19 protein-coding genes are annotated in these 26,123 nt (G+C 38.8%); 12 read left to right on the top strand and 7 right to left on the bottom strand.

The features are described 5' to 3' along the window. Positions 1 to 338: 338 nt before the first annotated feature. On the bottom strand, positions 339 to 1,199 hold the full coding sequence (locus IW22_RS21350; RefSeq protein ID WP_034730963.1) for an AraC family transcriptional regulator: 861 nt from the start codon (positions 1,197 to 1,199) through the stop codon (positions 339 to 341). Positions 1,200 to 1,395: 196 nt separating this feature from the next. On the opposite strand from IW22_RS21350, the gene IW22_RS21345 reads away from it, so the two are divergent. Then, positions 1,396 to 2,598, top strand: a complete 1,203-nt coding sequence (locus IW22_RS21345) for an MFS transporter (protein ID WP_185113585.1) — start codon at positions 1,396 to 1,398, stop codon at positions 2,596 to 2,598. Positions 2,599 to 3,158: 560 nt separating this feature from the next. On the opposite strand, the gene IW22_RS21340 is transcribed toward IW22_RS21345, so the two are convergent. Continuing rightward, the gene (locus IW22_RS21340; protein ID WP_034730960.1) at positions 3,159 to 3,539 is read right to left on the bottom strand and encodes an STAS/SEC14 domain-containing protein; all 381 of its coding nucleotides are present in this window, start codon (positions 3,537 to 3,539) and stop codon (positions 3,159 to 3,161) included. A 116-nt stretch (positions 3,540 to 3,655) separates the two neighbouring features. On the opposite strand from IW22_RS21340, the gene IW22_RS21335 reads away from it, so the two are divergent. Continuing rightward, positions 3,656 to 4,861: an NAD(P)/FAD-dependent oxidoreductase gene (locus IW22_RS21335; protein ID WP_034730959.1), complete on the top strand. Its 1,206-nt coding sequence runs from the start codon at positions 3,656 to 3,658 to the stop codon at positions 4,859 to 4,861. 43 nt (positions 4,862 to 4,904) lie between these two features. Here the strand turns inward: IW22_RS21335 and IW22_RS21330 are convergent, their stop codons facing one another. The 4 genes from IW22_RS21330 to IW22_RS21315 all read right to left on the bottom strand — a co-directional run bounded on the left by IW22_RS21330 (position 4,905) and on the right by IW22_RS21315 (position 10,597). Beyond that, positions 4,905 to 6,101 carry a vWA domain-containing protein gene (locus tag IW22_RS21330; RefSeq protein WP_034730957.1) on the bottom strand — a complete coding sequence of 399 codons (1,197 nt, stop codon included), beginning with the start codon at positions 6,099 to 6,101 and terminating at the stop codon, positions 4,905 to 4,907. A gap of 18 nt (positions 6,102 to 6,119) precedes the next feature. Continuing rightward, complete coding sequence (locus tag IW22_RS21325) at positions 6,120 to 7,721, bottom strand: DUF4139 domain-containing protein (RefSeq protein ID WP_034730955.1); 1,602 nt, start codon at positions 7,719 to 7,721, stop codon at positions 6,120 to 6,122. Positions 7,722 to 7,875: 154 nt separating this feature from the next. Further along, on the bottom strand, positions 7,876 to 8,550 hold the full coding sequence (locus tag IW22_RS21320; protein WP_034730952.1) for an SIMPL domain-containing protein: 675 nt from the start codon (positions 8,548 to 8,550) through the stop codon (positions 7,876 to 7,878). 292 nt (positions 8,551 to 8,842) lie between these two features. Further along, entirely contained in the window at positions 8,843 to 10,597 is a 1,755-nt protein-coding gene (locus IW22_RS21315; protein WP_034730949.1) for an amidohydrolase family protein, read from the bottom strand. 193 nt (positions 10,598 to 10,790) lie between these two features. Between IW22_RS21315 and IW22_RS21310 the strand changes: the two genes are divergently transcribed. From IW22_RS21310 to IW22_RS21285, 6 genes are all read left to right on the top strand, one after another. Continuing rightward, a complete protein-coding gene (locus IW22_RS21310) occupies positions 10,791 to 12,578 on the top strand; it encodes a histidine kinase (protein WP_051891341.1) in 1,788 nt (595 codons plus the stop codon). Between the two features lie 86 nt (positions 12,579 to 12,664). Continuing rightward, on the top strand, positions 12,665 to 13,372 hold the full coding sequence (locus tag IW22_RS21305) for a DUF4386 domain-containing protein (RefSeq protein WP_034730946.1): 708 nt from the start codon (positions 12,665 to 12,667) through the stop codon (positions 13,370 to 13,372). 18 nt (positions 13,373 to 13,390) lie between these two features. Next, entirely contained in the window at positions 13,391 to 13,807 is a 417-nt protein-coding gene (locus IW22_RS21300; protein WP_034730944.1) for a DUF6326 family protein, read from the top strand. A 101-nt stretch (positions 13,808 to 13,908) separates the two neighbouring features. Beyond that, a complete protein-coding gene (locus tag IW22_RS21295) occupies positions 13,909 to 14,628 on the top strand; it encodes a hypothetical protein (protein WP_131401775.1) in 720 nt (239 codons plus the stop codon). Positions 14,629 to 14,695: 67 nt separating this feature from the next. Continuing rightward, positions 14,696 to 15,430 (top strand): LytR/AlgR family response regulator transcription factor, encoded by a 735-nt coding sequence (locus IW22_RS21290; RefSeq protein ID WP_034730924.1) that lies wholly within the window; start codon positions 14,696 to 14,698, stop codon positions 15,428 to 15,430. A gap of 72 nt (positions 15,431 to 15,502) precedes the next feature. Beyond that, complete coding sequence (locus IW22_RS21285; protein ID WP_034730921.1) at positions 15,503 to 16,042, top strand: lipocalin family protein; 540 nt, start codon at positions 15,503 to 15,505, stop codon at positions 16,040 to 16,042. Positions 16,043 to 16,151: 109 nt separating this feature from the next. Here IW22_RS21285 and IW22_RS21280 read toward each other — a convergent pair whose 3' ends face one another. Beyond that, positions 16,152 to 16,625 (bottom strand): hypothetical protein, encoded by a 474-nt coding sequence (locus tag IW22_RS21280; RefSeq protein ID WP_034730918.1) that lies wholly within the window; start codon positions 16,623 to 16,625, stop codon positions 16,152 to 16,154. Between the two features lie 117 nt (positions 16,626 to 16,742). On the opposite strand from IW22_RS21280, the gene IW22_RS21275 reads away from it, so the two are divergent. The 4 genes from IW22_RS21275 to IW22_RS21260 all read left to right on the top strand — a co-directional run bounded on the left by IW22_RS21275 (position 16,743) and on the right by IW22_RS21260 (position 26,065). Then, entirely contained in the window at positions 16,743 to 17,993 is a 1,251-nt protein-coding gene (locus IW22_RS21275; protein WP_034730913.1) for a CinA family nicotinamide mononucleotide deamidase-related protein, read from the top strand. Positions 17,994 to 18,079: 86 nt separating this feature from the next. Beyond that, positions 18,080 to 21,478 (top strand): polysaccharide deacetylase family protein, encoded by a 3,399-nt coding sequence (locus IW22_RS21270; RefSeq protein ID WP_034730910.1) that lies wholly within the window; start codon positions 18,080 to 18,082, stop codon positions 21,476 to 21,478. A 72-nt stretch (positions 21,479 to 21,550) separates the two neighbouring features. Continuing rightward, positions 21,551 to 23,608 (top strand): M13 family metallopeptidase, encoded by a 2,058-nt coding sequence (locus IW22_RS21265; protein WP_034730906.1) that lies wholly within the window; start codon positions 21,551 to 21,553, stop codon positions 23,606 to 23,608. Between the two features lie 360 nt (positions 23,609 to 23,968). Then, positions 23,969 to 26,065 (top strand): M13 family metallopeptidase, encoded by a 2,097-nt coding sequence (locus IW22_RS21260; RefSeq protein ID WP_034730903.1) that lies wholly within the window; start codon positions 23,969 to 23,971, stop codon positions 26,063 to 26,065. Positions 26,066 to 26,123: the final 58 nt, after the last annotated feature.

The following is a 26,123-nucleotide window of genomic DNA, read 5'->3' as shown; positions in this document are numbered from 1 at the left end:
AAGAAAGATTTCTGTTTCTACTGAAATCTTCAGCATTAACTATAAATCTTTTCTTTGTAAAACTATGAGAAATTTCGCATTGAAGAGAAGATAAAATATCATTAATATTTTTTCGTCTAGGTTTAACTGATTGATTCACTGTTAAATATACGAAAAAAAGATAACATAAAAAAGGTGAATCGTCTGAAAATCAAAATATTAGACCCTTAACTTAATGACATTGGGCTTTAGCCCGCCTGAAAAAAATGTACACAATTGGCTTTAGCCAAAACTTACATTATTCTCATAAACATTTGTGCAAATCCGTGGTTAAAAAAATACTAATCGGAAACACAAATCTAACCTCCAATTTCAATATTCTTCAAATATTTTTTCCTGAATTCAGACGGCGTTTCACCTGTATGCTGTTTGAAAAGCTTGTTGAAATAGGACAAACTCTCAAAACCCACCTGAAAACAGACCTCCGTCACAGAATAATCCTTCAGCAGAAATATCTTAGCTTGGTTGATCCTGTAATTATTGACAAACTCAGTGAAGGTCATATTCGTCTGCTTTTTAAAATAGCGGCAGAAAGCGGGCGTACTCAGACTGACAATCTTTGCAATTTCGTTGACGTTTGGTTTTTTATCATAATTTTCATGGATGTAATCGTAGATCGTTCCCATTCTGATCTTGTCGTTCAGGAACCACTTTATCCTTGTGTCTTCTTTGTTTAGCTCTTTTACTTCGTCTGTGGCGGCGAGGATTTGTAAAATTTCAATCAGCCCCATAAGTGAATCAAACGAGTTTTTATCTTTAATTTCATTGAGCTTCTCAACAACCGTTTTCTTGGTTTCTCCTGAGAAGGAAAGTCCCAGATAGGATCTTTCCAGAAGTTTTTTGATGTTGTCAAACTCAGGAACCGGGAAAATAATGTCCTGAAGAAAATTGTCTCTCATCTGCAGAACAAGCTGTCTGCATTCCGTCTGGATGCCATAATCGAAATTAAGATGCGGAACATTGGAACCAATCAGTAACAGATCGCTTTCTGTAAAACCTGAAATATCACGGCCTACGTGGCGGATTCCATTGACGGCTTCCACATAGACCAGTTCGATTTCGGGATGATGGTGCCAGAAAAAACAGTTCTTTAAAGACGGTGAAAAAAGCTTAAAAGACTTTCCTTTTTCAAATTCTATTACTTCTTTCTGGATCTTCATCTTGTTCTCATTTGATTGATTCTAATTTTAAAATTACATAAAAAGGTTAATATGGAGCAAATTTTTATCATCTCAGGAGAAGTAAAAGCCAATATTTCTTGCGATTTTTGCACTTTCAAAATAAAGGTGGGAGACTGTTTTTATTTTTCAGAAAAAATCATTTAAAATTTAATTCGAAAAAAGAAGTTTACTCACAATGAGGATTGATAAAAGAATAATACCGCTGGCCATAGGCGGACTGGGAATCGGAACTACGGAGTTTACCGTCATGGGACTGCTTCCAGATATTGCAAATACCCTCAAGATTTCCATTCCTGAAGCAGGACATTTAATCTCGGCTTATGCGATGGGAGTGGTGATCGGGGCACCTATCCTGATTGGATATTCCGTGAAATTTCCACCTAAAAAAGTGCTGATGGTTTTAATGATCCTCTTCACCCTATTCAACGGACTTTCTGCAGTAATGCCGGATTATACAAGTATGCTGATCATGAGATTTATGTCCGGACTTCCACACGGAGCATTTTTCGGAGTAGGAACAGTAGTAGCATCCCGAATGGCAGGAAAAGGGAAGGAGGCATTTTATATATCCTTAATGTTTACGGGGCTTACGGTGGCCAATCTGATTATGGTTCCGCTCGTTACCTATATCGGACATGCTTATCACTGGAAACTTTACTTTGCGATTGTAGCGTTAATCGGCCTTTTCGCGATATTATTCCTGAAATTATGGCTTCCTGCCATAGAATCAAATCAGGATACCCATTTTCTGGAAGAACTGAAATTCCTTAAAAATAAACAGTCTTGGCTGGTATTGGGAATTACAGCCATTGGTTTTGGAGGACTTTTCACCTGGTTCAGTTATATCACGCCTTTAATGACCATCGTTGCCGGAATCCAAAGCAATCAGATGGCCTATGTCATGATTCTTGCCGGCGCAGGAATGGTAGTGGGAAACCTTGCCGGAGGATTTATTTCCGACCGTCTAGGGCCTGAAAAAACATGTGCATTACTGATTTTCCTGATGATGATCTCTCTGGGAGGGGTATTTTTATTTGCCGAACATCAGAATATAGCACTAATCCTGACATTTATCTGCGGAGCGCTGTCAATGTCGGTTGCTGCACCTATTAATATCATGATGATGAAAGCAGCCCCAAAAAGTGAAATGATGGCTGCCGCGTTTATGCAGGCTGCTTTTAATATTGCCAATGCGATGGGTGCCTTTTTAGGAGGAATTCCTTTAGAATACGGATTCTCATTCAAATACCCTTCATTGGTAGGCGTGGGAATGACGTTTATCGGTCTTGTCATAAGCTTAAGATACAGATATCTTTATGGGAAAGAAACTCCTGATCGTGATGACACGGCTGTAGAATGCGTGCCTTGCGATAAATAAGAAATAGATAAAAAGTGAAGTAGATACATGGAATAATGGGATCAATTTCAAAAATTGGGGAGCGGATACGTTTTTTTAACGCAAAGAAATTGATTATCCTATTAATAAAGGGAAGCAAAGGCGGAATCAATTTCATTGATTCGATTAAGCAGACGATATATCTGGAAGCTTCATCAGCGACGAAGTCGAACTCTTTGCCTTCTTCAACTCAAAAGCATTTTTCATATAACTTTGCGTAAGAAAACCATCTATCCACCAAGTTTTGTACATGATCCGAATAATATAGTATTTAATGTCACTGACACATACAAAAAGAGACTTTGCACATTCATTTGAGCAAAGTCTCTTTTTTATTATAATATGGCCTAGATGAGAAGACGTCAATGGTGAATTTTGCTTCGCAAGTGAATAGTGAATGGATTTGGGAAAACAATATTTTAAACTACAAAAATATTTGTCTTAATGACGACAAACTAGCAACTGTCAACCAGCACCTTCATTCTACACGCGGATACTCTATCCCCTCAAACACTCATACGCTCAAACTCTAACACATAACGTTACACTTCTACTTCGTTTCCGTTTTTACACCAATACAGTGCGTTATATAAATTTTCTTTAGGAAAAGATTTAAATTCTCCCGGCATCAGGACACTGAAAATATCGGTAAAGTTCTGTACGGCTTCTTTGTCTGTCACAATAGCGGTACGGTTCCATTTGGTAAGGTTTTTTAATCCTAAAAGAGCATCCTGAAGCCATGCTCCCATAGTAAACTTATCCAGATCCGTGTCCAGATACAAAAGATAGTTGAGCTCGCCAAACTGGTCTACTTTATCTTTTACATGAGGGATGACAAGGTTTTCAAAATCTTCTCTGGTTATTTCTCCGGTTGCATTGAATGCAGCAACATTTTCCGGAGCTTCTGGAATAATCGTTATCATATAATTTATTTTTAATGTGGTTGGATTTTAGAACTGGGTACAATAATTGCACCATAATTTGATAATAAATCGTTAAAATACTTATAAACGTTAATATTTTAATATAATATTCAATTATGGATTTAAAATCGAACGAACCTTTCTGGCTGATAAAGAACGGATTGATAACGTCTTATCCTTCCCTGAAATCAAATGAAAACTGCGATGTTTTAATTATCGGTGGCGGTATTACCGGAAGCCTTATTGCCCATCAGATGATCAGTGACGGATACAAAACAATCCTGATTGATAAACGCGAAATCTGTAATGGAAGCACTTCTGCCACTACATCTATGCTGCAGTACGAAATAGACGTTCCTCTTTACGAACTGACTGAAAAGATCGGGGAAAAAGGAGCTGTAGCAAGCTATAAAGCCTGTTCCGAAGCAATAGATAATCTTGAAAAGATCACAAAGCAGATTAGGTCTGATGCCGGTTTTAAACGAAAAAAATCGCTGTATTTTGCTTCAAAAAAGAAAGATGTAAAGTGGCTTCAGGAAGAATGTAAAGCCAGAAAAAAGGCAGGATTCAACATAAAATGGCTCGAAGCAGAACAAATTGTAGAACAGTTTGGATTTGAAAATACCTATGGCGGTATTCTGTCGAAACAGGGAGCCAGCATTGATGCGTTTAAATTTGCCCATGAATTATTTGAGCATAATGTAAAAAAAGGATTAAAAATATTCGATAAAACCGAAATGAAGAAGGTAGAATATCACAAAGGCTTTAATCTGGCAACCGTAGACAGCGGTTTTCAAATCAAGGCTAAAAAAGTGATCTATTGCATCGGTTATGAAAGCAAAAATCTATTGAAGGAAAACTTTGTGGATTTAAAAAGTACTTTCGCCATCGTTTCAGAGATTGATGATGATAAATTCAAAAACATCAGCAGTACATTGGTCTGGAATACGGATGATCCTTATATCTATATGCGTACAACCGATGACGGACGACTTCTGATTGGTGGAGGAGATGAAGATTTCAGTGATGCCCAAAAACGGGATGCGCTTCTCGATAAAAAAGAGAAAGAAATTCTCAAAAATCTCAAAAAAATAAAACCAGATTATCATTTCTATACCGATTTTGTCTGGGCCGGAACTTTCGGGGAAACCAAAGACGGACTGCCTTATATCGGAGAGCATAAAAAATTTAAAAATTCATATTTTGTCTTGGGTTTCGGTGGAAACGGAATCACTTTTTCCGTGACGGGAATGGAAATGGCTTCTCAGTTTATGAAAAACAAAAAGCATCTGTTGTCTGACTATTTTAAATTCGGGAGATAAAAAAAACTGGTGGCCTCGGAAAACTGAGCCACCAGTTTCAAAACTATTTCGAAGTATATCCACTCGTTTTTGCCTGCTCCAGAATAGACCTTTCAATCGCTTTTCCAAGGTCGTCAGAATCTGCATTGCCCCGTTTTTTCATTTCGGCATCAATGTATTCTTGACGTTTTCTGGACAGCTCTTCAATCTCCTTCTGAATTTTTCCACGCTCTGCAGATTTTACAGCAACGGCTTTTTTAATTTCTTCCTTGCTTTTACCTTTCAGTTCGGCCGGAAGGGCATCGTCTTTTACGGTGGCGATAAAGCCTGCATCTTTTTCTGCTTTGTCTACCAAATCCCAGTGATCATTTTTATAAGCATTCTTCTTAGACTTGGCAACGGTTCTTTCAACATAATTGGAAACCGACTGTACCTCAGCATTCCTGTCCTGTGCAGCCTGTTTTAGTTTATATTCAGAGCCGTGATTTCCGTAGAAAATGTAGGTGTCATTCAGCTTGGTGTTGCATTCTGAAATTCTTACATCATATGGCGTTTCAATATAAATGACCTTTCTGTCGCTGTCGATATTAAAGTATTTCCCACCGCCTACAACCGCACCGTTTTGCCAGAAGGTTTGGGTACCTTCTTCTCGGCTTCCGCAGAAAATGGTATTCGTGTATATATTTTTGCTTTTTGCTTTGGAGATCACGTCTTTATAATTCACTTTTCCCTGATCGAACGGTTCATTACCGGCGATATAGATCAGCTTCATGCTTTTTTCGTTGCCATCCCAGTTCAGGTTCATCGAAGCATCACGGATCACCGCACCGCAGTATTCATTACCGCCGTTGGTTCTCAGAGCAAATAATTTCTCGGAAACCAGATCGAGATCCTGAGTAAGCGGAGTAACCTGACGGATGTAATTTTCATCACGAATACCGTCATTTCCGTATTCATACAAGGCAATTTCTACCTGAGGAGCCTTTCCGTTGTACTTCAGTGTGGTCAATGTGTTCACAATATTCCAAAGCCTTGATTTAGCCTGATCAATGAGTCCGTCCATACTGTTGGAAGTGTCCAGAAGAAGGGCAACCTGGATTTTATTATCCTTTGATGGCGTTGGAATCTCAGGTACGGAAGCATTCTGTACCAATGCTGCTCTGTCTCCTGTCGTGCTGTTTGAACAGCGGATGTCTGAAAAACTGCCGGAACTCAGAAAATCGGTAACGGCTGTCATTGCTAAGATTTTTAAAGTTGTCATACTGTTATTTTTTATTGGTTATCTGCTGTAATACTGAATCTGCATTTCTTTCGGATACTTCACTTCATAAGAGAAATTGATTTTGTCCGAACTTCCGCTGCCGATGTTTCTGTTCCAAAGAATGCTTCCTGTTTTCTCATCAAAACTTCCGTTTCCAATCTCTAAGGCTTTAACCTGAATTTTAGAATTTTCGCTGATCGGAAGTTGGTCAAGGATTTCCAGTTCAATGCTTTCTTTGGTGTTATTTCTGATGCTGATCTGGAAGGATTCTGTTTCCCACTTATTGCTGTTGAAGTTTTTCTGAGAGGTTTTATCCTCCAGTTTGATTCTTTTTACGGTAATTCTTTCATCCACACCTAGGGAAATAGGGAATTCATCTTTTACATAATTGCTTGCAATGCTGGTTTTCCCGATATAATTATCTTCAAAATAGATATTGGCTTCTCCGGAAATCAGATTAAGATTCTGCCAGTTTTTAATAAATGCCATGAGGAATACCTGGTTGTTCAGTTTCGGAACGGTGTGGTATTTATAAGTAGCATCGATTTGTTTTTTATCAAGGATGACATACTGTTCTTTTTCCTGGCTCAAGATCGTTTGGTTATAATTAAGCTCATAAATAACGTTCATCTGGCTGTCCGAAACAGTGGCTACAGGGATTTGACTTGGTTTAACTTCTACTTCAGCTCTCATCTGATAAGAATTCACTTCTTTTGCAGCAGCTTTCAGCTTGTAATTGGCAGTTTCAGCCTGTGCATTGTGTGGTGTATATTCAGCGACATACAAAGGAGAAAGAATCGGTCTGTCCTGATTGTAAGATGGTCTGTAGGTCGAAACAAATAATTTTACATTTTTCCAGTCCTGTCCGGTTTTCTGGTAGATTTTTCCTTTATAAACCATTTCAAGCGGCTTCTTTACAGATTCTGCGCGAAGATCATAAGATGGAACCCAGCCTGCGTCAGAAACGATATAGCTTACACCTAAGTTCAGATTCGTTTCATGGTCTGCAAGGATTTCCAGAAGAAGTTCTTTTCTGTTGGTATTTTTGTTCGTCTGTTCTTCTGCGAACTGATTGCTGATCTTCGCAATACCTTCGTCCAAAACCGTCTTCTGCTCATTCAAAACAAAAACCTGGTTGTCGATTTCCAGCATTCTTTTTCTGTAGAATTCAGTCAGTTTGATCAGCTGCTCCTGCGGAGTAGATTTATCGTTGGTAGAGATCTTTAGATTGTCATTGATGATATTTTGCTCACCCGTCAGATTCTTGATTTGGATATTTAACAAATTGACCTGTCTCTGTAATTTTTTTCTTTCATCATCCAGTTTCTTTTCTCCTGCAGAGAAATCTTCATCTTTCAGAAAGTTACTCTGTGGTGTGATAGAAAGAAGTGTTGTATTTTTTTCAAGATTGATCCTGTAGGTATTTTCATCCAGATTGTTGGGAAGGTTGATGATTCTTACCATATTTCTTCCTTTCTGCAGGGTAACGGATGTACTTCCGAAAACTTTAGCACCCTGAAGGAATACAGTGGCCTGTTTCACTTCAATTTCCTTCTTGATTTCCTGTCCTTTTAAGAATGAAACAGAAAATGCGATGAGTAGTAATAAATAGCGTTTCATAGTGTATTATTTTAATTCCTGTAGTAAAATTATCCCTATTTAAGGCTGAAAATGAGGAGACTTGGTGAAACCTGACTTTCACTTGGTGAGCTTAAATGTCAGCCTTAAAAAAGAAAAACAGCCCTTTCGGACTGTCTTTTTAAATCTGTTAATTCTAAAGGATTTCGTATCTTGTTTTGATGCTGTATTTCAGCTTGATGTTTTCGATATTGTCGAAAGAAAAATCTATCGTAGCGTCTGCTGCTTCCATCTGCATATTTCTCACACTGCTTTTGTAAGCTACAGGAAGAACCATATCGCTGGTGTAATCTTCAATTTCGATGATCTCAAGCGGAGCTCCAGTTTTTTTACCCATACTTTCCAGCAGATAATCTGCCTTTTCTTTGGCTGCCTTTAAAGCATTGATTTTAACCGTTTTTCTCAAGTCGGCTATCTTAGTGCTCTTTACTTCGGAAACATTCAGGTTGCTTACCCATTTCTGGTTCAGGTCTTCAAATATTTTGCTGATGTTCGCTTTCGTATTCACTTTGAACTGGTAGCTCTTCGTGAATTTTCCGTTTTTAGCATATATATTCTGGTACATGGATTTGAATTTGATGTCTTCGTTCTTTACACCTCCATTCTTCAACGTTTCAAACAGTTTCTTTTCATTATCTGCCAGATCGTTTTTGTTATCCGCCTTAATGCCTACGCTAAAGATGATTTCATCCGGTTCCACTTCCAATTCTGCAATCCCTGTAACTTCAATTGCATTTTTCTTTACTTCCTGTGCATTTACAAAACTTCCCAGGGTAAAGATTCCGATCAATAAAAAATGTCTCAATTTCATAATTTCTTGTTTTAAATTCTGATGTAAAATTACTGCGATCCGAAACCCGAAATAAAGAGACTTGGTGAAATGAGGTTTTCACTTGGTGGATGCCCATAAAAAAGACGATCCCTGTGAGAATCGCCTTTTGTAGCTTTTTTGAAATGTGATTTTAAACCATTAAGATCAATGAAGGATGTAAGGTTAGTTAAGAAAAAATCAAATGATTTTTTAAGCTGTACGTCTTAAAGCGAAGCTAAAACCTAATATTCTTAAAAGCTTAACAAGAATCTTAATGGTTCAAAAAATATGTTTAGTAAATAAAATAAACTTTTGAAATCTTATCGTTTTTAATCTCATAAATAGCGGTTGCTTCCGTCTTTACGCCAGGTCTCAGCCCTGAAACGCTCTCTTTATCAATAACAGAATTAAGATTGACGATCCTTTGTTTGATCTCACAGTGCAGATCCGGATATTTTTCAAACATAGCGGAATAGGTCTTTCTCATAGCTTCTTTTCCTTTACTGATCAGCTTTCCGGGGAACTGATAAAGCTCCACATCGTCTGCATAAGGTTCCAGAAAAGCATCAATATTTCTTGCATTATAAGCATTGAGCTGCTGCTGAGCCAGGGATTCCGGCGTTACTTTTACAATTTTTGCCAGATCTACAGGCAACCCGTTTTTCATAACCAGATCAATTTTTGTCAGATTATCCAGATGATCTATCGGATTGGCATTCAGTAAAACAAAATCAGCGGTTTTGCCAGCTTCTATGCTGCCGTATTCATTGTCTTTATTAAGGATCTTCGCAGGAATGATAGTCGCCGACTGAAGAATCTGCCATTCATTCATACCGCTTTCTTTCATCGCTTTAAGTTCTGCGAGAAAAGATGACGCATGCTGTGTTCCTATATTTCCTGCATCGGTACCGGCAGCAAGCATTACGCCTCCATCAGCCAGTTTTTTGAGATTGACTTTTCGGATGGAGTCTGTTTTTGAAATGTAGGCTTTTACCTTAGGGTCACTGAACCGGACTTTACGTTTATAGAGCATCGCAGAATCTGAGGTTTGCGTAAGATGCTTCAGGTCGTACATAGAGCCGATGCTTTCAGGATTGGAATTTTCCAGTTCATAGGTATTGTAAACTTTCTTTTGTCCGTAGGTGTCATAATAATTATCCATCACCGTAAGGGTAGGGCTTACAATGACTTTTTTTGATTTTAAAAGTTTTACAAAATCATCAGAAACAATTTCGTCTTCTATATTATGAACCAGAAAATCGGCACCGTTGAGTACTGCTGTTTCCGCGGTTAAGCGCTCTGTAGCGTGAATGGCTACTTTTAAATTATTTCTGTGGGCTTCATCAATCACCGCTTTTATAGTCGGTTCCAGCTTCTTCGTCTGTTCTTTCTTTTGACCGGGATCTCCAGTGATGATATACCATATTTTGATAAAGTCTGGTTTGTAGGGAATCTGTTCCTGTACCAGCTTTTTAGCATCATCAATAGACGTAAGCAGCCTGAAAGGTTCATTTTTATTGAGGTTTTTAAACACTTCAGGTTCATAGGTCGTAATCAGTGGTCCGGACATATAGACTGAAGGAAGACGATCATTGACTTTTAGAGAATCCCGAAGTTTCAACAAATTATAAGTCGCTCCCGGATCAATAACCGAAGTGATTCCCATTTTAAGATATCGCTGCATAAGATCTTCCATATGACTGTGGCTCCAGCTGATCTCTTTTTCATAGGGAACATGTTTTCTGAGATCAAGGGCATCAGGTCTCGTATATAAACCTCCGCTTTGGAAAAAATGAACGTGTGAGTCTGTCATTCCGGGGATCAGAAATTTTCCTTCACCATTGATGACGTGGGAATTCTGAGGAATTTTGATCTGCTTGCTGGGTTTTACGGCGGTAATGGTTTTTCCTGTCATGATAACAGTCTGGCCCGGAATCATCTTTTTATGGACCACATCGGCAACCGTTACATTCTGAATGTAGATCTGTGCATGAACACTGCCTGTACAAAATAAAGCTACAAGTATAATCCGGAGTTTTTTATTCATAATTTTGGTATAAAATCGTCCTACAAATATAAAGAAAGACTCACGCTTCTGTGGTATAATTTTATGAACCATTCAAAAATCAAAGGATTGATTCTTTGAAGGAGCAGACTTGGTGAATTGAAGTTTTGACTTGGTAAAGAATAGAAAAGGATACATAAAGTTTTAGTTACTTTGCATTAAAGATCTGAAATCCGTGAAATTAATTTTTAAAATACTTATTGTTTTCATTCTTGCTGCAGGAAATTTCTGTACAGCACAGGATTCTACACGGGTTACCCAGGCTTATAAATCTGCGGCAAGACTTAAAAAAGCAGTAGATAATAATGATAATAAAGGCGTGGCTGATTCTTATGTAGGCATTGCCAACGATTATTACAACCAGGGAAATTATGCCAAAAGTGAAGAGTTTTTGGTGAAAGCCCGAACCATCTATAAAAACCTCAACGATAAAAAAAATCTGGAATCCGTTACCCGGAAAATTGCCCAGTCACAGGAAAAGCAGAACAAAATAACGCCGGCTATCAGCAATTACAGTAGGGCGGCTGAGATCAGCTACAGTGAAAATAACAGAATGGTGAACGCCAATGATGCGGCAAGGCTTTCTTCTCCTACCAATGAGCAGAAAGTGGAAGCCATTCAGGATAACATCAATCTGGGGCTTAAAACAAAAGACAAAGGCGATCTGGCCGCAAGTTACAGTCAGATGGCAGATGTGAATATACAGCAGAAAGATATTCCCAGAGCGGAAGAAAATCTGAACAGTGCGTATGCCATTTCCAAAAAAGAAGCCCCTCAGCAGGCATTGGAAATCAATCAGAAACTGACCAATTTCTATGTTGAAAACAGGAATTTTGACAAAGCCATTGAGGCCAAAAAGAAAGTCCTGAAAGAAGATTTTGTCAAAGAAAATTCTCAGGAAAAAGTCAACCAGATTCAGGAACTGGCCGATATTTATATTAAGAAAAATGATCCGGAAGAAGCCGTGGTATTATTAAAGAATGCCTACGGAATCGCTCTCGAAAAAGGTCATACGCTGGAAGCACAGAAAAGTGTAAAAAGACTGGACAGCCTGTACAGTATAACAGGAAATACGGAGGCCTCAGTTTCGCTGTACCGTGATTTCCTGGGAAAACTTCCGGATATTGTGTCCAAAGACCGAAGTCTGGTTGATAATAAAATTCTGGAAGATACCGAACAGAGAATTTCACAACTTGAAAAAGAAAAGGAACTGAAAGACCAGCTTATCCGTAAGAAGAACGTTTTTAATTATTATCTGATCGGGGCTCTGGTGGTACTGACCGGACTGATTATCTTTATTTTCAGAATGCTGAAGAAAGTTCAGATTAAAAATAAAAAAATCGCTCTGCAGTCGTTACGCCGTGAAATGAATCCGCATTTTATCTTTAACAGCTTAAACAGTGTCAATCATTTTATCGCAACGAATAATGAATTGGAAGCCAATCAATATTTAACGAAATTCTCAAAACTGATGCGCGGGGTTATGGAAAATTCTGCCGAAGATTTCATTCCTTTTCAGCAGGAACTGGATCTGCTTCAGAATTATCTTGCCTTAGAGAAAACCCGTTTTGCAGATAAATTTGATTACGAAATTGACGTTGATGAAAGCCTGAATATGCAGAGCCTGAAAGTTCCCGGAATGCTTGTTCAGCCGTTCCTTGAAAATGCGGTATGGCATGGACTGCGCTACAGAAGCGACAAAGGATTTTTGAAATTAAGTTTTGAAAAAGAAGACCAGCATTTAAAAATCACGATCGAAGACAACGGAATAGGCATTGAAGAAAGTAAAAAACAAAAGACCCAGCACCAGAAGACCAGAGAGGGACGCGGGATGAAAAATACCCTTGAAAGAATTAAACTTCTGAATGACCTGTATCATCAGGATATTCAATGTAAAGTCACCGATAAAAAAGAAGAACCCGGGGTTTTAGTTCAGATAAGTTACAAAAACATCAATGTTTAAAAGACTTGTTTGATTTTTAATTGGTTAGCCCTGTTTTATTGTAACAATTTGTCAATAGTTTCGTCTTATTAGTTAAAACTAAACAGATGACTATTGAAAACAAAACAGCCCGGTTCGCAGGATTTATATATCTTATAGTCATACTTACTGGTTTTTTCAGTTTAATGTATGTACCCTCAAAGCTGATGGTCTGGAAAGATCCGGCGCTTACTTTCCAAAATATTTCTTCCTCTGTACAATTGTTCAGATTAGGTATTGCCGGCAGTATGCTTTGCTATATTGCATTTACCCTGCTTCCTCTGGTTTTATATAAATTGTTGAAAAACGTTAATGGAACCTATGCAAAGCTGATGGTTATTTTAGCATTGATCAGTGTTCCTGTTTCATTGATGAATTTGCAGAGTAAATTTTCAGTTCTCACTATTATTGAGGGAGCTGATTATTTAAAAGCATTTAATGCAGAACAACTTCAATCTCAAGTGATGGTTTTGCTAAACTCTTATAACAAAGGGATCTTAATCGTTCAGATATTTTGGGGGCTTTGGCTGTTTCCATTCGGTTATCTCGTTTATCGATCCGGATTTTTACCGAAAATTTTAGGCATTTTCTTGATGTTGGGCTGTTTTGGCTATCTGCTCAATGTATTTGGAAGAACTGTCATTCCTCATTTTTCAGACTATTCAGTATCGGATTATATAACACTTCCAGCTTCTATTGGAGAAATTGGGACTTGCTTATGGCTATTAATTTTTGGAGTGAAAAACAAAACCAGAGCAATTTTAGAAGTAGATTAATTTTAAATACAGATAATCATGAATAATTCCACACCATTTGAAGATATCAAAGTAAATGTTAAGGTCATACTTTCAGGGCTTTGGGCTGCTGTTACCCTGTGTTATCTGTATGGTGACTATTTCGAGCTTTATGTTCCTGATAAAGCAAAAGGACTTGTAGAAGGAACCAATCTACTGGATACTCCTTTGAAGCTGTTTATGGCTGCTGTTTTACTTTCACTTCCTGCCGTAATGGTGTTTCTGTCACTCATTTTAAAACCGAGGGTCAATAGAACATTAAATATTGTTTTAGGTATATTTTTTACTGCAGTGATGCTGCTTATAGCGGTTACTTCTCTTAGTTTGTGGCGTGCATTTTATGTTTTCTTAGCCCTGTTGGAAAGTTTGATCACCCTACTGATTGTGTGGTATGCGTGGAGATGGAAAAGACTTTAGAAAGAGAAAGACTTTGAGTTTTATGAATCAAAATTGCCCTGTAAGCTAAATATTTTTTACTTTTACTTGAATGCCGGATATGTTCCGGACGATATTGAAAAATGAACAAGCATTTATTTATAGGAATACTGATGTCTTTATGGGCAGGCATATTACATGGACAGGAGATCAGCAGCAGTCGGTTTGATATGGTTGTGAAAAGCTTAAAACTCGATAAAAATACGGTCAAAGAGGAGTTCTGTACCGAAAAGAAAATGCCGAATGAGGAAGATTCCTATATTGCTGTTTTGCCGATTCTGCAGGGAAAAGAAGAGGACGACTTTTTTGTGGTCAGGAATTATATTGTGATCACCAATGAAAATGGTGAAATCAAAAATCAGTATTTTGATCCGACTGAAATTACTTCAGATGCTATCATGTTAAGAAGTATTGTGATAGATACAGGTCTGTACACTATCAGTAATGGAATCCGTGCTTTTGGGGTAAAAGTGAGTGCTCAGAATGGCAGCCAACCCAATCCCTATTCTACAGAAACAATTTCCCTGTATTATCCGACGGGGCAGACCCTTAAAAAAGTTTTAAACGAATTTGAATTAAACAGTTATGGCGCAGAATGGGATACCCGATGTGCCGGAGAAGCTGATGATGACCAATCCGTGATCATGATGGATAAAACGAAAACAAATCATTTCACCGACCTTAAAATCAAAACCATTTCAATTCACAGAAAAACCAAAGAAGTAAACGGAGACTGCAAAGAACACGAAACCTCAAAAACCGCCTACCGCATCTTAAAATTTAAAAACGGAAAATACCAATAAACCCTACTCATTACCTTAATCCGCGATACCTGCAACCTATAATCTGCCACCTATTACCTGAAAAAAAATGAAAATACAATCCATAATCGTAGACGATGAGCTTATTGCAAGAGAAGTTCTCAGAAATTATATCACAAAATACTGTCCACAGATCGAAATTGTGGGCGAAGCGGAAAACATCAAAGAAGCCGTTCCGTTGATTGCTGAAAAGCAGCCACAGCTTGTCTTTCTGGATGTGGAAATGCCTTTCGGAAATGCTTTTGACGTGTTGGAAGCGACGAAAGAATTTTCCTACGAAACCATCTTTATCACGGCCTTTTCTCAATATTCACTGCAGGCACTTAATAAATCGGCCAGCTATTATATTTTAAAACCGATTGATATTCAGGAGCTGATTTTAGCCGTAAATAAAGTTGCAGAAAGTCTAGAAAAGAAAGAAGAGCTCAACCGGAATAAAATTCTCCTTGAAAATTTAAAATTAAAACCTGAAAAGCAACAACTGATCTTACCTACACTTCAGGGATTTGATGTGGTTAAAACAGAAGATATCCTAAGATTACAGGCAGACGGAAACTTTACACAGGTGTATCTGACCGACGGTTCAAAAAAAATGGTCTGCCGTTTCCTGAAACATTTCGATGATCTGCTGGAAAACCCTTTCGTAAGAGTTCACCGGTCGCATATCATCAATGCAGGATTTGTAAAATCTTACCACAAAAGCGGAACCGTAATGCTTGCTGATGATACCGAAATAGAGGTTTCCGGCAGTTTTAAAGACAATTTCCTGAAGGTCTTTTCCTAGAATTATTGTCCATTAACAGCGTAAAGGCATTATTTTTGAAGTTTTCAGGGCAATCACAAAAATATTCCCATTATGAAAACTCTTCAGAAAATTGCGATTCCGGTTACATTAGGTGTTTTAGGACTGATTATTTACAATTCGTGTTCTGCGGGAATTCCGAAAGGAGCAGTAGCGGTCAGTAATTTTAATGCTAAAAAATACCTCGGAAGATGGTATGAGATTGCCCGTTTCGACTATAGATTTGAGAAAAACATGGACAATGTCACCGCCGAATATTCTGAAAACCCGGACGGCTCCATCCGTGTCAGCAACAAAGGCTATAATTACGTTAAAAAAGAATGGAAAGAAGCCATAGGAGAAGCCAGGTTTGTAAAAGATAAAACTGATGCACGTCTTAAAGTGTCCTTTTTTAAACCAATCTGGGCAGGCTACAATGTCATTGATATCGATGAAGATTATCAATATGCATTGGTAGCAGGAAACAGCCTGAAATATCTGTGGATCCTATCCAGAACAACTTCTATTCCTGAAAGTATCAGATTGCGTTTCATTGAAAAAGCGAAAAAAATAGGGTATAATACGGATGAATTGATCTGGGTGAAGCATAATTAGGAGGCACTCGAAGCCACCAGGAATTTGTAGTTTATTCAATAGTACTCACTCTCCGAAACTAGCACCCCGTATTACGCAACTACTCTAAAACACTCAAACACTCCGACACTCAAACCCCTGCAAACTCCCTCCACTCCTCAAAACGCTGATCAATCACAGGTTTTATCAGATCATAATTTTCGAAGGTGTCTTCTACGTGGTAGAACGATTCATATTCGAAGTCGTTTTCTTCTGCTTTCCGGTCGAAGGTCTCTGAATAATCATCCCCAAATGAGTTGAATTTTTTCCCGAAAGGAGTATCATCATTGTAATAGGCCTGCGCAAAGCCGTTGCCCAGATCGTTGAGGTCGTGTTGGCTGAACTTTTCATCGCACAGATCGATCAGAAATTCTGCTCCGGTCATTTCGCGTCTTTTGACACTTTGGATCTCATCTTTGGCATCTTCTTCCAGTTCTTCAGATAATAAATTGTTGTTGATACACCACGTTAGAAACATACCGATATGGGTAGCTGCATTTTCATTGGATAAATTTTCCGGATATTCTCCGCCATAGTGCCAGGAAGCATCATCATATTTTGCCATCGCCGAATAATTATAGTTTTAAACAGTATCAGCCAAAGATAGAAAAAATCATTTTATGTTGTCGCAGCCGTAGATTTTTACGTCATTTGCAGGACATTTTCTTTCAAGAATTTATATATGGAAAAAGCTGTTCTGATTACTATCGGGGATGAAATCCTTTCCGGAAATACCGTTGATACCAATTCTAATTTTATTGCCACGGAACTTAAAAATATTGGCATACAGGTGACACAGATCTTCACCATATCCGATGAGATCGATATCATTAAAAATACTCTAAAAGCAGCTTTTGAGCTGGGTGATCTGATCATAACGACCGGAGGTTTAGGCCCGACAAGAGATGATAAAACAAAAAAAGCACTGGCTGATTATTTCAATGATGAAATTGCTTTGGACGAGGTGACTTTCAACCATCTTAAAAACTATATGGAAAGACGCGGCCGCGCGGATATCCTTGAAAGAAACAGAGAACAGGCTTTCGTCCCTACAAAATCTGTTGTTTTTCAAAACCACTTTGGAACGGCACCATGCATGATGATGGAGCAGGATGGTAAATTATGTTTCAGCCTTCCGGGTGTTCCTTATGAAGTGAAACCATTGATCAGAGGCCAGATCGTTCCTTATTTAAAAGAAAAATTCAATCTGTATTATATTCATACCAGAATTGTTTCCGTGGTGGGAATTCCTGAGAGTATTCTCGCGGATACCATTGAAGACTGGGAACTGGCACTTCCTGAAAATCTGGCGTTGTCTTATCTTCCGGTAGGAACCCGTGTCAAATTAAGACTAACTGCTTCAGGAGACAATGAAACAGCCCTGAAACAGCAGGCAGAAGAGGAGATCCAGAAACTTCTTCCTTTGGTCAAAGATCATGTGATTGCAGTCACCGAAGATAAAATTGAAAAGATCCTGGCTGAAATTCTTACGGAAAGACAACTGACGATTTCCACGGCAGAAAGCTGTACGGGCGGTGAGCTGGCCAAAATGATTACATCCATTTCCGGAAGTTCAGCCTATTTCCTGGGCGGAATTGTGCCATACGCTACGGAAAAGAAAATTGAGATTTTAAAGGTTTCTAAAGAGACGGTGGATGAGTTCACCGTGGTAAGTGAGCAGGTAGCAAGTGAAATGGCGGAAGGTTGTCAGAAACTGTTTGGAACGGATATTTCCCTTTCTACAACAGGGGTTGCAGGTCCGGGTAAAGGAGAGGATGGTAAAGAAATAGGAACTGTTTTTTACACAATCAGGATTAATGATCAGGAAGTTACTTCAAAATTATATATGCCTCATTTAGACCGACTTGATTTTATGAATTTTGTTTCTCAGAAGATTATTCAGGATCTGGTAGGGCTGCTTATAAATGCTTAGAAATCAGTTGGTTTTTTTAATTTTATTTTAATAAAAATAATTGAGTTTTTCACGCTTTTTGGAATCCATCATATAAATTTCATTACGTGGAAAACTCAAAACAGATTTTTCAGACTGACAATAAAAAACGCTGGAGAAGCGTACAGTGGGGAAGTCGTATCTTTATTTTCGTGGCCGTATTACTCATTCTGGCTTTAGGGCTTATGATGAAGCTGGAAAAAAGTCCGAAAATTCCTTTCAAAGAAGATTATAAAGCGGTTATTACAGCCAGTAAACCTTATCTTCAGGAAAATAAAATATCCAAAGAATACAAAGGTTTCAGGAATTTTATTTCTGAAAAAACCATGCATACCAGCCTTGCGAAAATTCAGCAGGCAAGAGCAGAAAGACTTAAAAATCAAAACCGAAGCTGGTCCATGTTTCCCGGCGGGATCCGTTCTGCATTCTATGTGGCTTGGGATCCGCAGTCGCTGATGTCTCTGAAAAGAAATATCAGACACATCAACCTCGTTTTCCCGGAATGGTTTTTCCTCGATCCCAAAACAGGGGATTTAAAGACCAATATAGATCCGGAAGGCTATAAAATCATCAAAAGAACCGGAGTGGCTGCGATGCCGATTTTAAGTAATAATTCCGATCGCGAGTTCCGTTCCGAAGGACTTGGAAAGGTTTTAAAAGATCCACAGAGAAGAACAAAACTGATTCAAAAGCTTACGCAGCAGTGTCAGAAATTTCACTTTAAAGGAATCAATATTGACTTTGAAGATATGAACCTGGATTCTGATGAATACCTGATTGCTTTTATGAAGGAACTTTCAGACACATTCAAACAGAATAAACTGCTGGTGACCATGGATATCATGACGGATAATGACGATTACAATATCCAGAAACTGAATCCTTATGTAGATTACTTCATCCTGATGGCGTATGATGAATATGCCGCAGATAGTGATGCTGGACCGGTTTCTTCACAAAAATGGATCGAAGCTCAGACTGAGAAAATCCTTAAAAAAACAACGCCTGAAAAGATAATTCTGGGGTTGGGAGCATACGGCTACGACTGGAGTACCAACAAAGAAGATAATACCTCCGTTACTTATATGCAGGCTATTACAAAGGCCAGTGCGAGCAAAGCGGTCATTAATTATGATGACAATACATTCAATTTAAATTACTCCTACACAGATTCTAAAAAAAATACCCACACGGTATTCTTCAACGATGCAGCTTCCATTTTCAACACGATGCGTTTTTCTTCCGAATATCCGCTGGCGGGAACTGCCGTTTGGAGACTGGGAAGTGAAGACAGCAGAATCTGGAATTTTTATGATAAAGATTTGACAACTGCAGGTATGTCAAAGCTTAATTTGAAAATGCTGGAGAATGTAAAAGGGCAAACGATGGTCGATTACATCGGGGACGGGGAAGTTCTGGATGTTTTGAATACGCCTCATGACGGAAAAATAGCTTTGGAAATAGATCCCAAAGAAAAAATAATTACCGATGAGAACTATATCACCTATCCAAGTTCTTATGAAGTTAAAAAATATGGGGAAGCTCCGCAAAAAGAGCTGGTACTAACCTTTGACGATGGTCCGGATGAAACGTATACACCACAGATTTTAGATATCCTTTCAAAATATCACGTTCCTGCCGCATTCTTTCTTGTTGGATTGAATGCTGAAAGAAACCTTCCGCTGGTGAAAAGAATTTACCGGGAGGGTCACGAGATCGGAAACCACACGTTTACGCATGAAAATGTAGCGAAAGTAAGTCCTGAAAGAGCATTAATGGAAATGAAACTGACAAGACTGCTGATCGAATGTATCACAGGGCACAGCACCATTCTCTTCAGAGCACCTTACAACGCAGATTCGGAACCGACCAGTTCTGAGGAAATTATTCCGGTAGCACTGGCGAGACAGCAAAATTATCTCGACATCGGAGAAAGCATTGACCCGGAAGACTGGCAGCCGGGAATCAAATCAGATGAAATTATCAAACGTGTTATGGCAGGCATTAAGCTGCAACGGGGAAATATCATCCTTCTGCACGATGCAGGCGGAGATACGAGAGAAGAAACCGTGAAGGCTCTTAAAATCCTGATCCCGACACTTCAGAAACAAGGCTATCATTTTACGAATCTTGCCAGTATTCTGCACAAAAGCAAAAGCGTGCTGATGCCGGAAGTTCCGAAAACAAGATCCTATTATATCATGCAGCTCAATCTGGTGCTGGCAACCGCGATTTATGGAATCAGTCATTTTCTGGTAGCGCTTTTCACTATATTTATCGGGCTTGGACTGATAAGATTAATACTGATGATGTACTGGGCTTTTAAAGAAAGAAAAAAAGAAAAACGATTGGGTGAGCTTCCGGTTTTGGAAACCTATCCGAAAGTATCCATCATTGTTCCTGCTTATAATGAAGAAGTGAATATTATTTCTTCTCTGAATAATTTATTAAAACAGACTTATCCCAACTTCGATATCATTATGGTAGATGACGGAAGTAAGGATTCAACCTATAAAAAAACCAGTGAAGCATTTCCCAACCACCCGAAACTGAAAATTTTCACAAAATCAAATGGTGGAAAAGCGACTGCACTGAACTTCGGGATTTCCCAGACCGATGCAGAATATGTTGTGTGTATTGACGCAGATACTCAGCTTGAGCATAACGCTGTAAAATATCTGATTGCAAGATTTTTAAACTCAGATCCGGAGGAAAAGATCGTCGCTGTAGCTGGGAATGTGAAAGTAGGAAACACCGTGAACTGGCTTACCAGATGGCAGTCTATAGAATATACAACGAGTCAGAATTTTGATAGATTGGCCTATGCTTATATTAATGCTGTGACGGTAATTCCCGGAGCAATCGGGGCATTTAAAAAGTCCGTGATCATCGAAGCAGGAGGATATTCTACCGATACCTTGGCAGAAGACTGTGATATTACCGTGAAGATTTTAAGAGCAGGATATACAGTGGCCAATGAAAACAGAGCCGTTGCTGTGACCGAAGCTCCCGAAAGTGTAAAACAGTTTTTAAAACAACGTTTCCGCTGGACTTACGGAATCATGCAGATGTTCTGGAAACAGCGTCAGACTTTCCTGAATCCAAAATACAAAGGGCTTGGACTTTGGGCGATGCCGAATATTTTACTGTTTCAGTATATCATTCCGTTCTTTTCGCCAATGGCAGATCTGATTATGTTTTTTGGAATTTTATCTGGAAACGGCGGGAAAATATTCACGTATTATCTGATCTTCCTGTTGGTAGATGCTTCTCTGGCTCTTGCCGCATTTATTATGCAAAGGGAAAAACTAACCGGTTTATTTTATGTGATTCCGCAGCGTTTCGGTTACAGATGGCTGATGTATATTGTATTATTCAGAAGTTTAAGAAAAGCATTGAAAGGAGAAATGCAGTCCTGGGGATTTTTAAAAAGAACAGGAAATGTAAAAGAGATCGTGACTACCTAATATTTGTTTAAATTTGTTTATTGTAACAAAACTTAAAAAAAACAGACTTATCATCTAAAATTTGCTATCATAATGAAAAAACTAACGCTTTCTTTGTTTTTATTGGCAGGTGTTTGCTCACTTAATACAGTGAACGGACAGGCAAAAGCCGTAAAAACAGCAGTTAACAGCACAGATAAAGGCTTGGATATTAGCCTTATGGATACTTCAGTACGTCCGCAGGATGATTTTTATAACTACGTAAGCGGAACTTGGATGAAAACAGCCAAAATTCCGTCCGATAAACCAACTTGGGGTAGTTTCAATAAACTGGCTGAAGATACAGACAACAACTCAATGACTATTTTGAACTCTCTTCTGAAAGACAAATTTGCAGACGGAAGCGAGGGTAAAAAAATTCAGGATCTGTATGCTTCTTACATGAATATGCAGAAGAGAAATGCAGACGGAATCAAGCCTATTCAGGATAATCTGAATAAAATTGACGCGATCAAAAACCTTACTGACCTTCAGAATTATCTGATCTCTGTAACTAAAGACGGCGAAAATACATTGTACGGATGGGGTGTAGATGCAGATCTTAAAGACTCTAAAATGAATGCTGTTTACTTAGGAGATGCTTCTCTAGGGTTAGGAAGAGATTACTATCAGAAAGTAAACGAAAAAAATACGGAAGCTATCGCTGAATATCAGAAATATGTAGCTTCTATGCTTAAAGAATTAGGCTACAAAAATGCTGATGCAGCTGCAAAAGGTATCGTAGACTACGAAAAAAGCATTGCACAGACTTACCTTACCAACGAGCAAAGCCGTGACAACACGCTTCAGTACAACCCAAGAACAATGGCTGAGCTTTCAACATTGGTAAAAGGCGTTGATATTCCTGCTTATCTTAAAAAAGTAGGGGTGAATACAGATAAAGTAATCATCGGGGAAATCGGGTATTATAAGAACTTTGATAAATTGGTGAATGCTCAGAACCTTCCTGTGATCAAGGATTATTTAAAATTCCACATGATCCACGGAAGTGCTTCTTACCTAAGTGAAAAGTTAGGAGATATGAGATTCGGTTTCTATGGCAAATACTTAAGAGGCCAGCAGGAGCAGAGAGCATTGAACAAAAGAGGATTTGAGTTAATCAACGGTTCTCTGGGTGAAGCTTTCGGTAAATTATATGTTGAAAAATATTTCCCGGCTGAAGCAAAAGCTCAGATGGTAGAATTGATCGATTATTTAAAGAAAAGCTTCGCAGTTCACATCAACAACCTGGCGTGGATGTCTTCTACAACGAAGGAAAAAGCAATGACCAAACTGAACAAGTTTACAGTGAAAGTGGCTTATCCGGACAAATGGAAAGACTATTCAAAATTAGAAATTCTTCCGGAAGCTAAAGGCGGAACTTTATACAAGAACCTTCAGAATGTAGCGGCTTGGCAGTATAATAAAGATTTAGCAAAAATCGGTAAAGCTGTAGATAAAACAGAATGGGGTATGACACCACAAACGGTGAATGCTTACTACAACCCGGTAAACAACGAAATCGTATTCCCGGCTGCCATCCTTCAGCCTCCTTTCTTCAATCCTAAAGCTGATGCTGCCGTGAATTTCGGAGGAATCGGTGCCGTTATCGGTCACGAAATGAGCCACGGATTTGATGATTCAGGTGCTCAGTTCGATGCAGACGGAAACCTTGTAGACTGGTGGACTCCTGAAGATAAAGCCAACTTCGAAAAAGCAACAAAAGCTCTTGCTGCTCAGTATGACAAATACGAGCCGGTAAAAGGTACTTTCGTGAACGGTACTTTCACAAACGGTGAAAATATTGCTGACTTAGGTGGAGTAAATATCGCTTACGATGCACTTCAGATGTATTTAAAAGATAAAGGAAATCCAGGGAAAATCAGCGGATTCTCTCAGGATCAGAGATTCTTCCTAAGCTGGGCAACCGTTTGGAGAACTCTTTCCAGTGAAAAATATATGGTAAACCAAGTGAAAACTGACCCGCATTCTCCGGGATATTTCAGAAGCTTTGGTCCATTGATCAACGTTGACGCTTTCTACAAAGCATTCGATGTGAAAAAAGGAGACAAACTATACAAAACGCCGGAAGAAAGAATCAAAATCTGGTAACAATAAACAAACCGTTCAGCAATGAGCGGTTTTTGTTTTTTTAGGTGGCAGGTGGCAGATTTTAGGTGGCAGGTAGCAGGTAGCAGGTGCGGGATACAGGTTCCGGGTTGCCAGCAGCCAATAGCCAGCAGCTAATTCATAGACGTATTTCTTGTTACCCTAAGACTCAAAAACTCTCAAACCCTACAACCCTCAAACTCTCAAACGCTACAACCCTCAAACCCTCAAACTCTAAAACCCTCATACTCTCAAACTCCGCAACTCACTACAAAGTCTTCATCATTTCTCAATTATCATTAATCACTTATCATCAAAGTTCGTATATTTGGTAAGTTTGTATACAATCAAAATTTTTTTTTAATGAAAAAGCTAAATATTGGAATACTTGCCCTTTCAGGCATTGTATTTTTAAACTCATGCGGAACGGCTAAAACTGCTGGTACAGAAAAGAAAACTGAAACTATGGTTGCCGTTGCAGAACCTGTGAAAGAAGAAGCAAAAGAAGAGGGGATCAATTTATCTTATATGGATAAAAGCGTTCGCCCGCAGGATGACTTTTTTAGCTATGTGAACGGAAATTGGGTGAAAACCACTCAGATTCCTTCAGATAAAGCGAGCTGGGGGTCTTTCAATGCTTTGAGAGAAAATGTAGATGATGCTTCTTTGGATATTCTGAACAAGATTTTATCCGAAACATATGCTGAAGGATCAGAAGGACAGAAAATCCAGAATCTGTATGCATCTTTCATGGATGTGAATAAGAGAAATGCAGATGGATTGGCTCCTGTCAAAGGAGATCTGGCAAAAATTGATGCGATCAAAAACCTTAATGATCTGCAGAAATACCTTCTTGAAGCAACCAAATTAGGCGACAATTCTTTCTACGGATGGAGAGTAAGCGCAGATATGAAGAATTCTAAAATGAATGCGGTATATCTGGGCGGTCCGGACCTTGGATTAGGAAGAGACTACTATCAGAAAGTAAATGAAGCCAATACCAAAACTTTAGCAGAATACCAGACTTATGTAGGGAAAATGTTTGGAGTTTTAGGAAATAAAAATGCAGGACAGGCCGCACAGAATGTAGTAACATTTGAAAAACAGCTTGCCAATTATCTTCTGACTCTTGAGCAGAACAGAGATGCCAATTTAAGATACAATCCAAAAAATGTAACTGAACTTTCAGGATTGGTTAAAAACGTTAATCTGGCTAAATACCTTAAGGAGGCAGGAATAAATACAGATAAAGTAATCATCGGCGAACTGAAATATTACCAGAATATGGATCAGTTCATCACGGAAAAGAACCTTCCGCTTCTGAAAGATTATCTGAAATATCATTTGATTAACGGTAACGCCAGCAACCTGAATGACAGTCTGGAGGCGATCAGATTTGATTTCTATTCCAAATATCTTCAGGGACAGAAAGAGCAGCGTCCAATGGACAAAAGAGGACTTGCCCTTGTGAATGGAGTTTTGGGTGAAGCTTTCGGTAAATTATACGTTGAGAAATATTTCACACCTGAAGCAAAAGCTCAGATGGAGACCTATATTGATTATCTCTTAAAATCATTTAAGACCCACATCAATGATATGGACTGGATGTCTCCGGCTACCAAAGTGAAAGCTCAGGAAAAGCTGTCTAAATTTACAGTGAAAATCGCATATCCGGACAAATGGAAAGATTACAGCCAGTTAAAAGTGGGATCTCCAAAACAGGGATCAACATTATATTCCAATCTTCAGAATGTGTCTGCGTGGCAGTACCAGAGAAGTCTTGATAAAGTAGGGAAACCAGTAGACAAAACAGAATGGGGAATGTCTCCACAGACTGTCAATGCTTATTATAACGGTTCAAATAACGAAATCGTTTTCCCTGCAGCCATTCTTCAGCCTCCTTTCTACAACCCTAAAGCTGATGCAGCTGTTAACTTCGGAGGTATCGGAGCCGTTATCGGTCACGAAATCTCTCACGGATTTGATGACAGCGGTTCACGTTTTGATGGGGACGGAAACCTGAACAACTGGTGGACAGACGAAGACCGTAAGAATTTTGACGCCAAAGTAGGACAGCTGGCTGCTCAGTACAGTGCCTACGAACCGGTAAAAGGAAGTTTTGTCAATGGTAAATTTACAAGCGGTGAAAACATCGGTGACCTCGGTGGAGTAGCCGTGGCTTATGACGCCCTTCAGATGTATTTGAAAGATAAAGGAAATCCGGGGAAAATCAGTGGGTTTACTCAGGATCAGAGATTCTTTATGAGCTGGGCAACGGTTTGGAGAACCAAAGCTACCGACCAGTATATGATCAACCAGGTGAAGACAGATCCGCACTCTCCGGGAGTGTTCAGGGCTTTCGGTCCACTGGTGAATCAGGATGCATTCAGCAAAGCATTTGATATAAAGCCTGGAGACAAAATGTATAAAGCTCCTCAGGACAGAATAAAAATTTGGTAAAAACAACCAAAAATTGTTAGAAAAGAAAGAATCCGTCTCCATTCAATGGGAGATGGAT

Origin of the sequence: Chryseobacterium sp. JM1, from assembly GCF_000737715.1 — a bacterium.
Classification (GTDB): Bacteria; Bacteroidota; Bacteroidia; order Flavobacteriales; family Weeksellaceae; genus Chryseobacterium.
The sequence above is the reverse complement of the archived record's forward strand: the minus strand, read 5'-3'. Positions and strand labels throughout refer to the sequence as shown.

What these genes read in the sequence shown, in the direction of transcription:
- IW22_RS21345 (WP_185113585.1), top strand. Translation starts at nt 1,396, where the DNA reads ATGAGGATTGATAAAAGAATAATACCGCTGGCCATAGGCGGACTGGGA.
- IW22_RS21350 (WP_034730963.1), bottom strand. Translation starts at nt 1,199, where the DNA reads ATGAAGATCCAGAAAGAAGTAATAGAATTTGAAAAAGGAAAGTCTTTT.
- IW22_RS21265 (WP_034730906.1), top strand. Translation starts at nt 21,551, where the DNA reads ATGAAAAAACTAACGCTTTCTTTGTTTTTATTGGCAGGTGTTTGCTCA.
- IW22_RS21340 (WP_034730960.1), bottom strand. Translation starts at nt 3,539, where the DNA reads ATGATAACGATTATTCCAGAAGCTCCGGAAAATGTTGCTGCATTCAAT.
- IW22_RS21280 (WP_034730918.1), bottom strand. Translation starts at nt 16,625, where the DNA reads ATGGCAAAATATGATGATGCTTCCTGGCACTATGGCGGAGAATATCCG.
- IW22_RS21305 (WP_034730946.1), top strand. Translation starts at nt 12,665, where the DNA reads ATGACTATTGAAAACAAAACAGCCCGGTTCGCAGGATTTATATATCTT.
- IW22_RS21285 (WP_034730921.1), top strand. Translation starts at nt 15,503, where the DNA reads ATGAAAACTCTTCAGAAAATTGCGATTCCGGTTACATTAGGTGTTTTA.
- IW22_RS21290 (WP_034730924.1), top strand. Translation starts at nt 14,696, where the DNA reads ATGAAAATACAATCCATAATCGTAGACGATGAGCTTATTGCAAGAGAA.
- IW22_RS21300 (WP_034730944.1), top strand. Translation starts at nt 13,391, where the DNA reads ATGAATAATTCCACACCATTTGAAGATATCAAAGTAAATGTTAAGGTC.
- IW22_RS21335 (WP_034730959.1), top strand. Translation starts at nt 3,656, where the DNA reads ATGGATTTAAAATCGAACGAACCTTTCTGGCTGATAAAGAACGGATTG.
- IW22_RS21325 (WP_034730955.1), bottom strand. Translation starts at nt 7,721, where the DNA reads ATGAAACGCTATTTATTACTACTCATCGCATTTTCTGTTTCATTCTTA.
- IW22_RS21295 (WP_131401775.1), top strand. Translation starts at nt 13,909, where the DNA reads ATGAACAAGCATTTATTTATAGGAATACTGATGTCTTTATGGGCAGGC.
- IW22_RS21330 (WP_034730957.1), bottom strand. Translation starts at nt 6,101, where the DNA reads ATGACAACTTTAAAAATCTTAGCAATGACAGCCGTTACCGATTTTCTG.
- IW22_RS21320 (WP_034730952.1), bottom strand. Translation starts at nt 8,550, where the DNA reads ATGAAATTGAGACATTTTTTATTGATCGGAATCTTTACCCTGGGAAGT.
- IW22_RS21315 (WP_034730949.1), bottom strand. Translation starts at nt 10,597, where the DNA reads ATGAATAAAAAACTCCGGATTATACTTGTAGCTTTATTTTGTACAGGC.
- IW22_RS21260 (WP_034730903.1), top strand. Translation starts at nt 23,969, where the DNA reads ATGAAAAAGCTAAATATTGGAATACTTGCCCTTTCAGGCATTGTATTT.
- IW22_RS21275 (WP_034730913.1), top strand. Translation starts at nt 16,743, where the DNA reads ATGGAAAAAGCTGTTCTGATTACTATCGGGGATGAAATCCTTTCCGGA.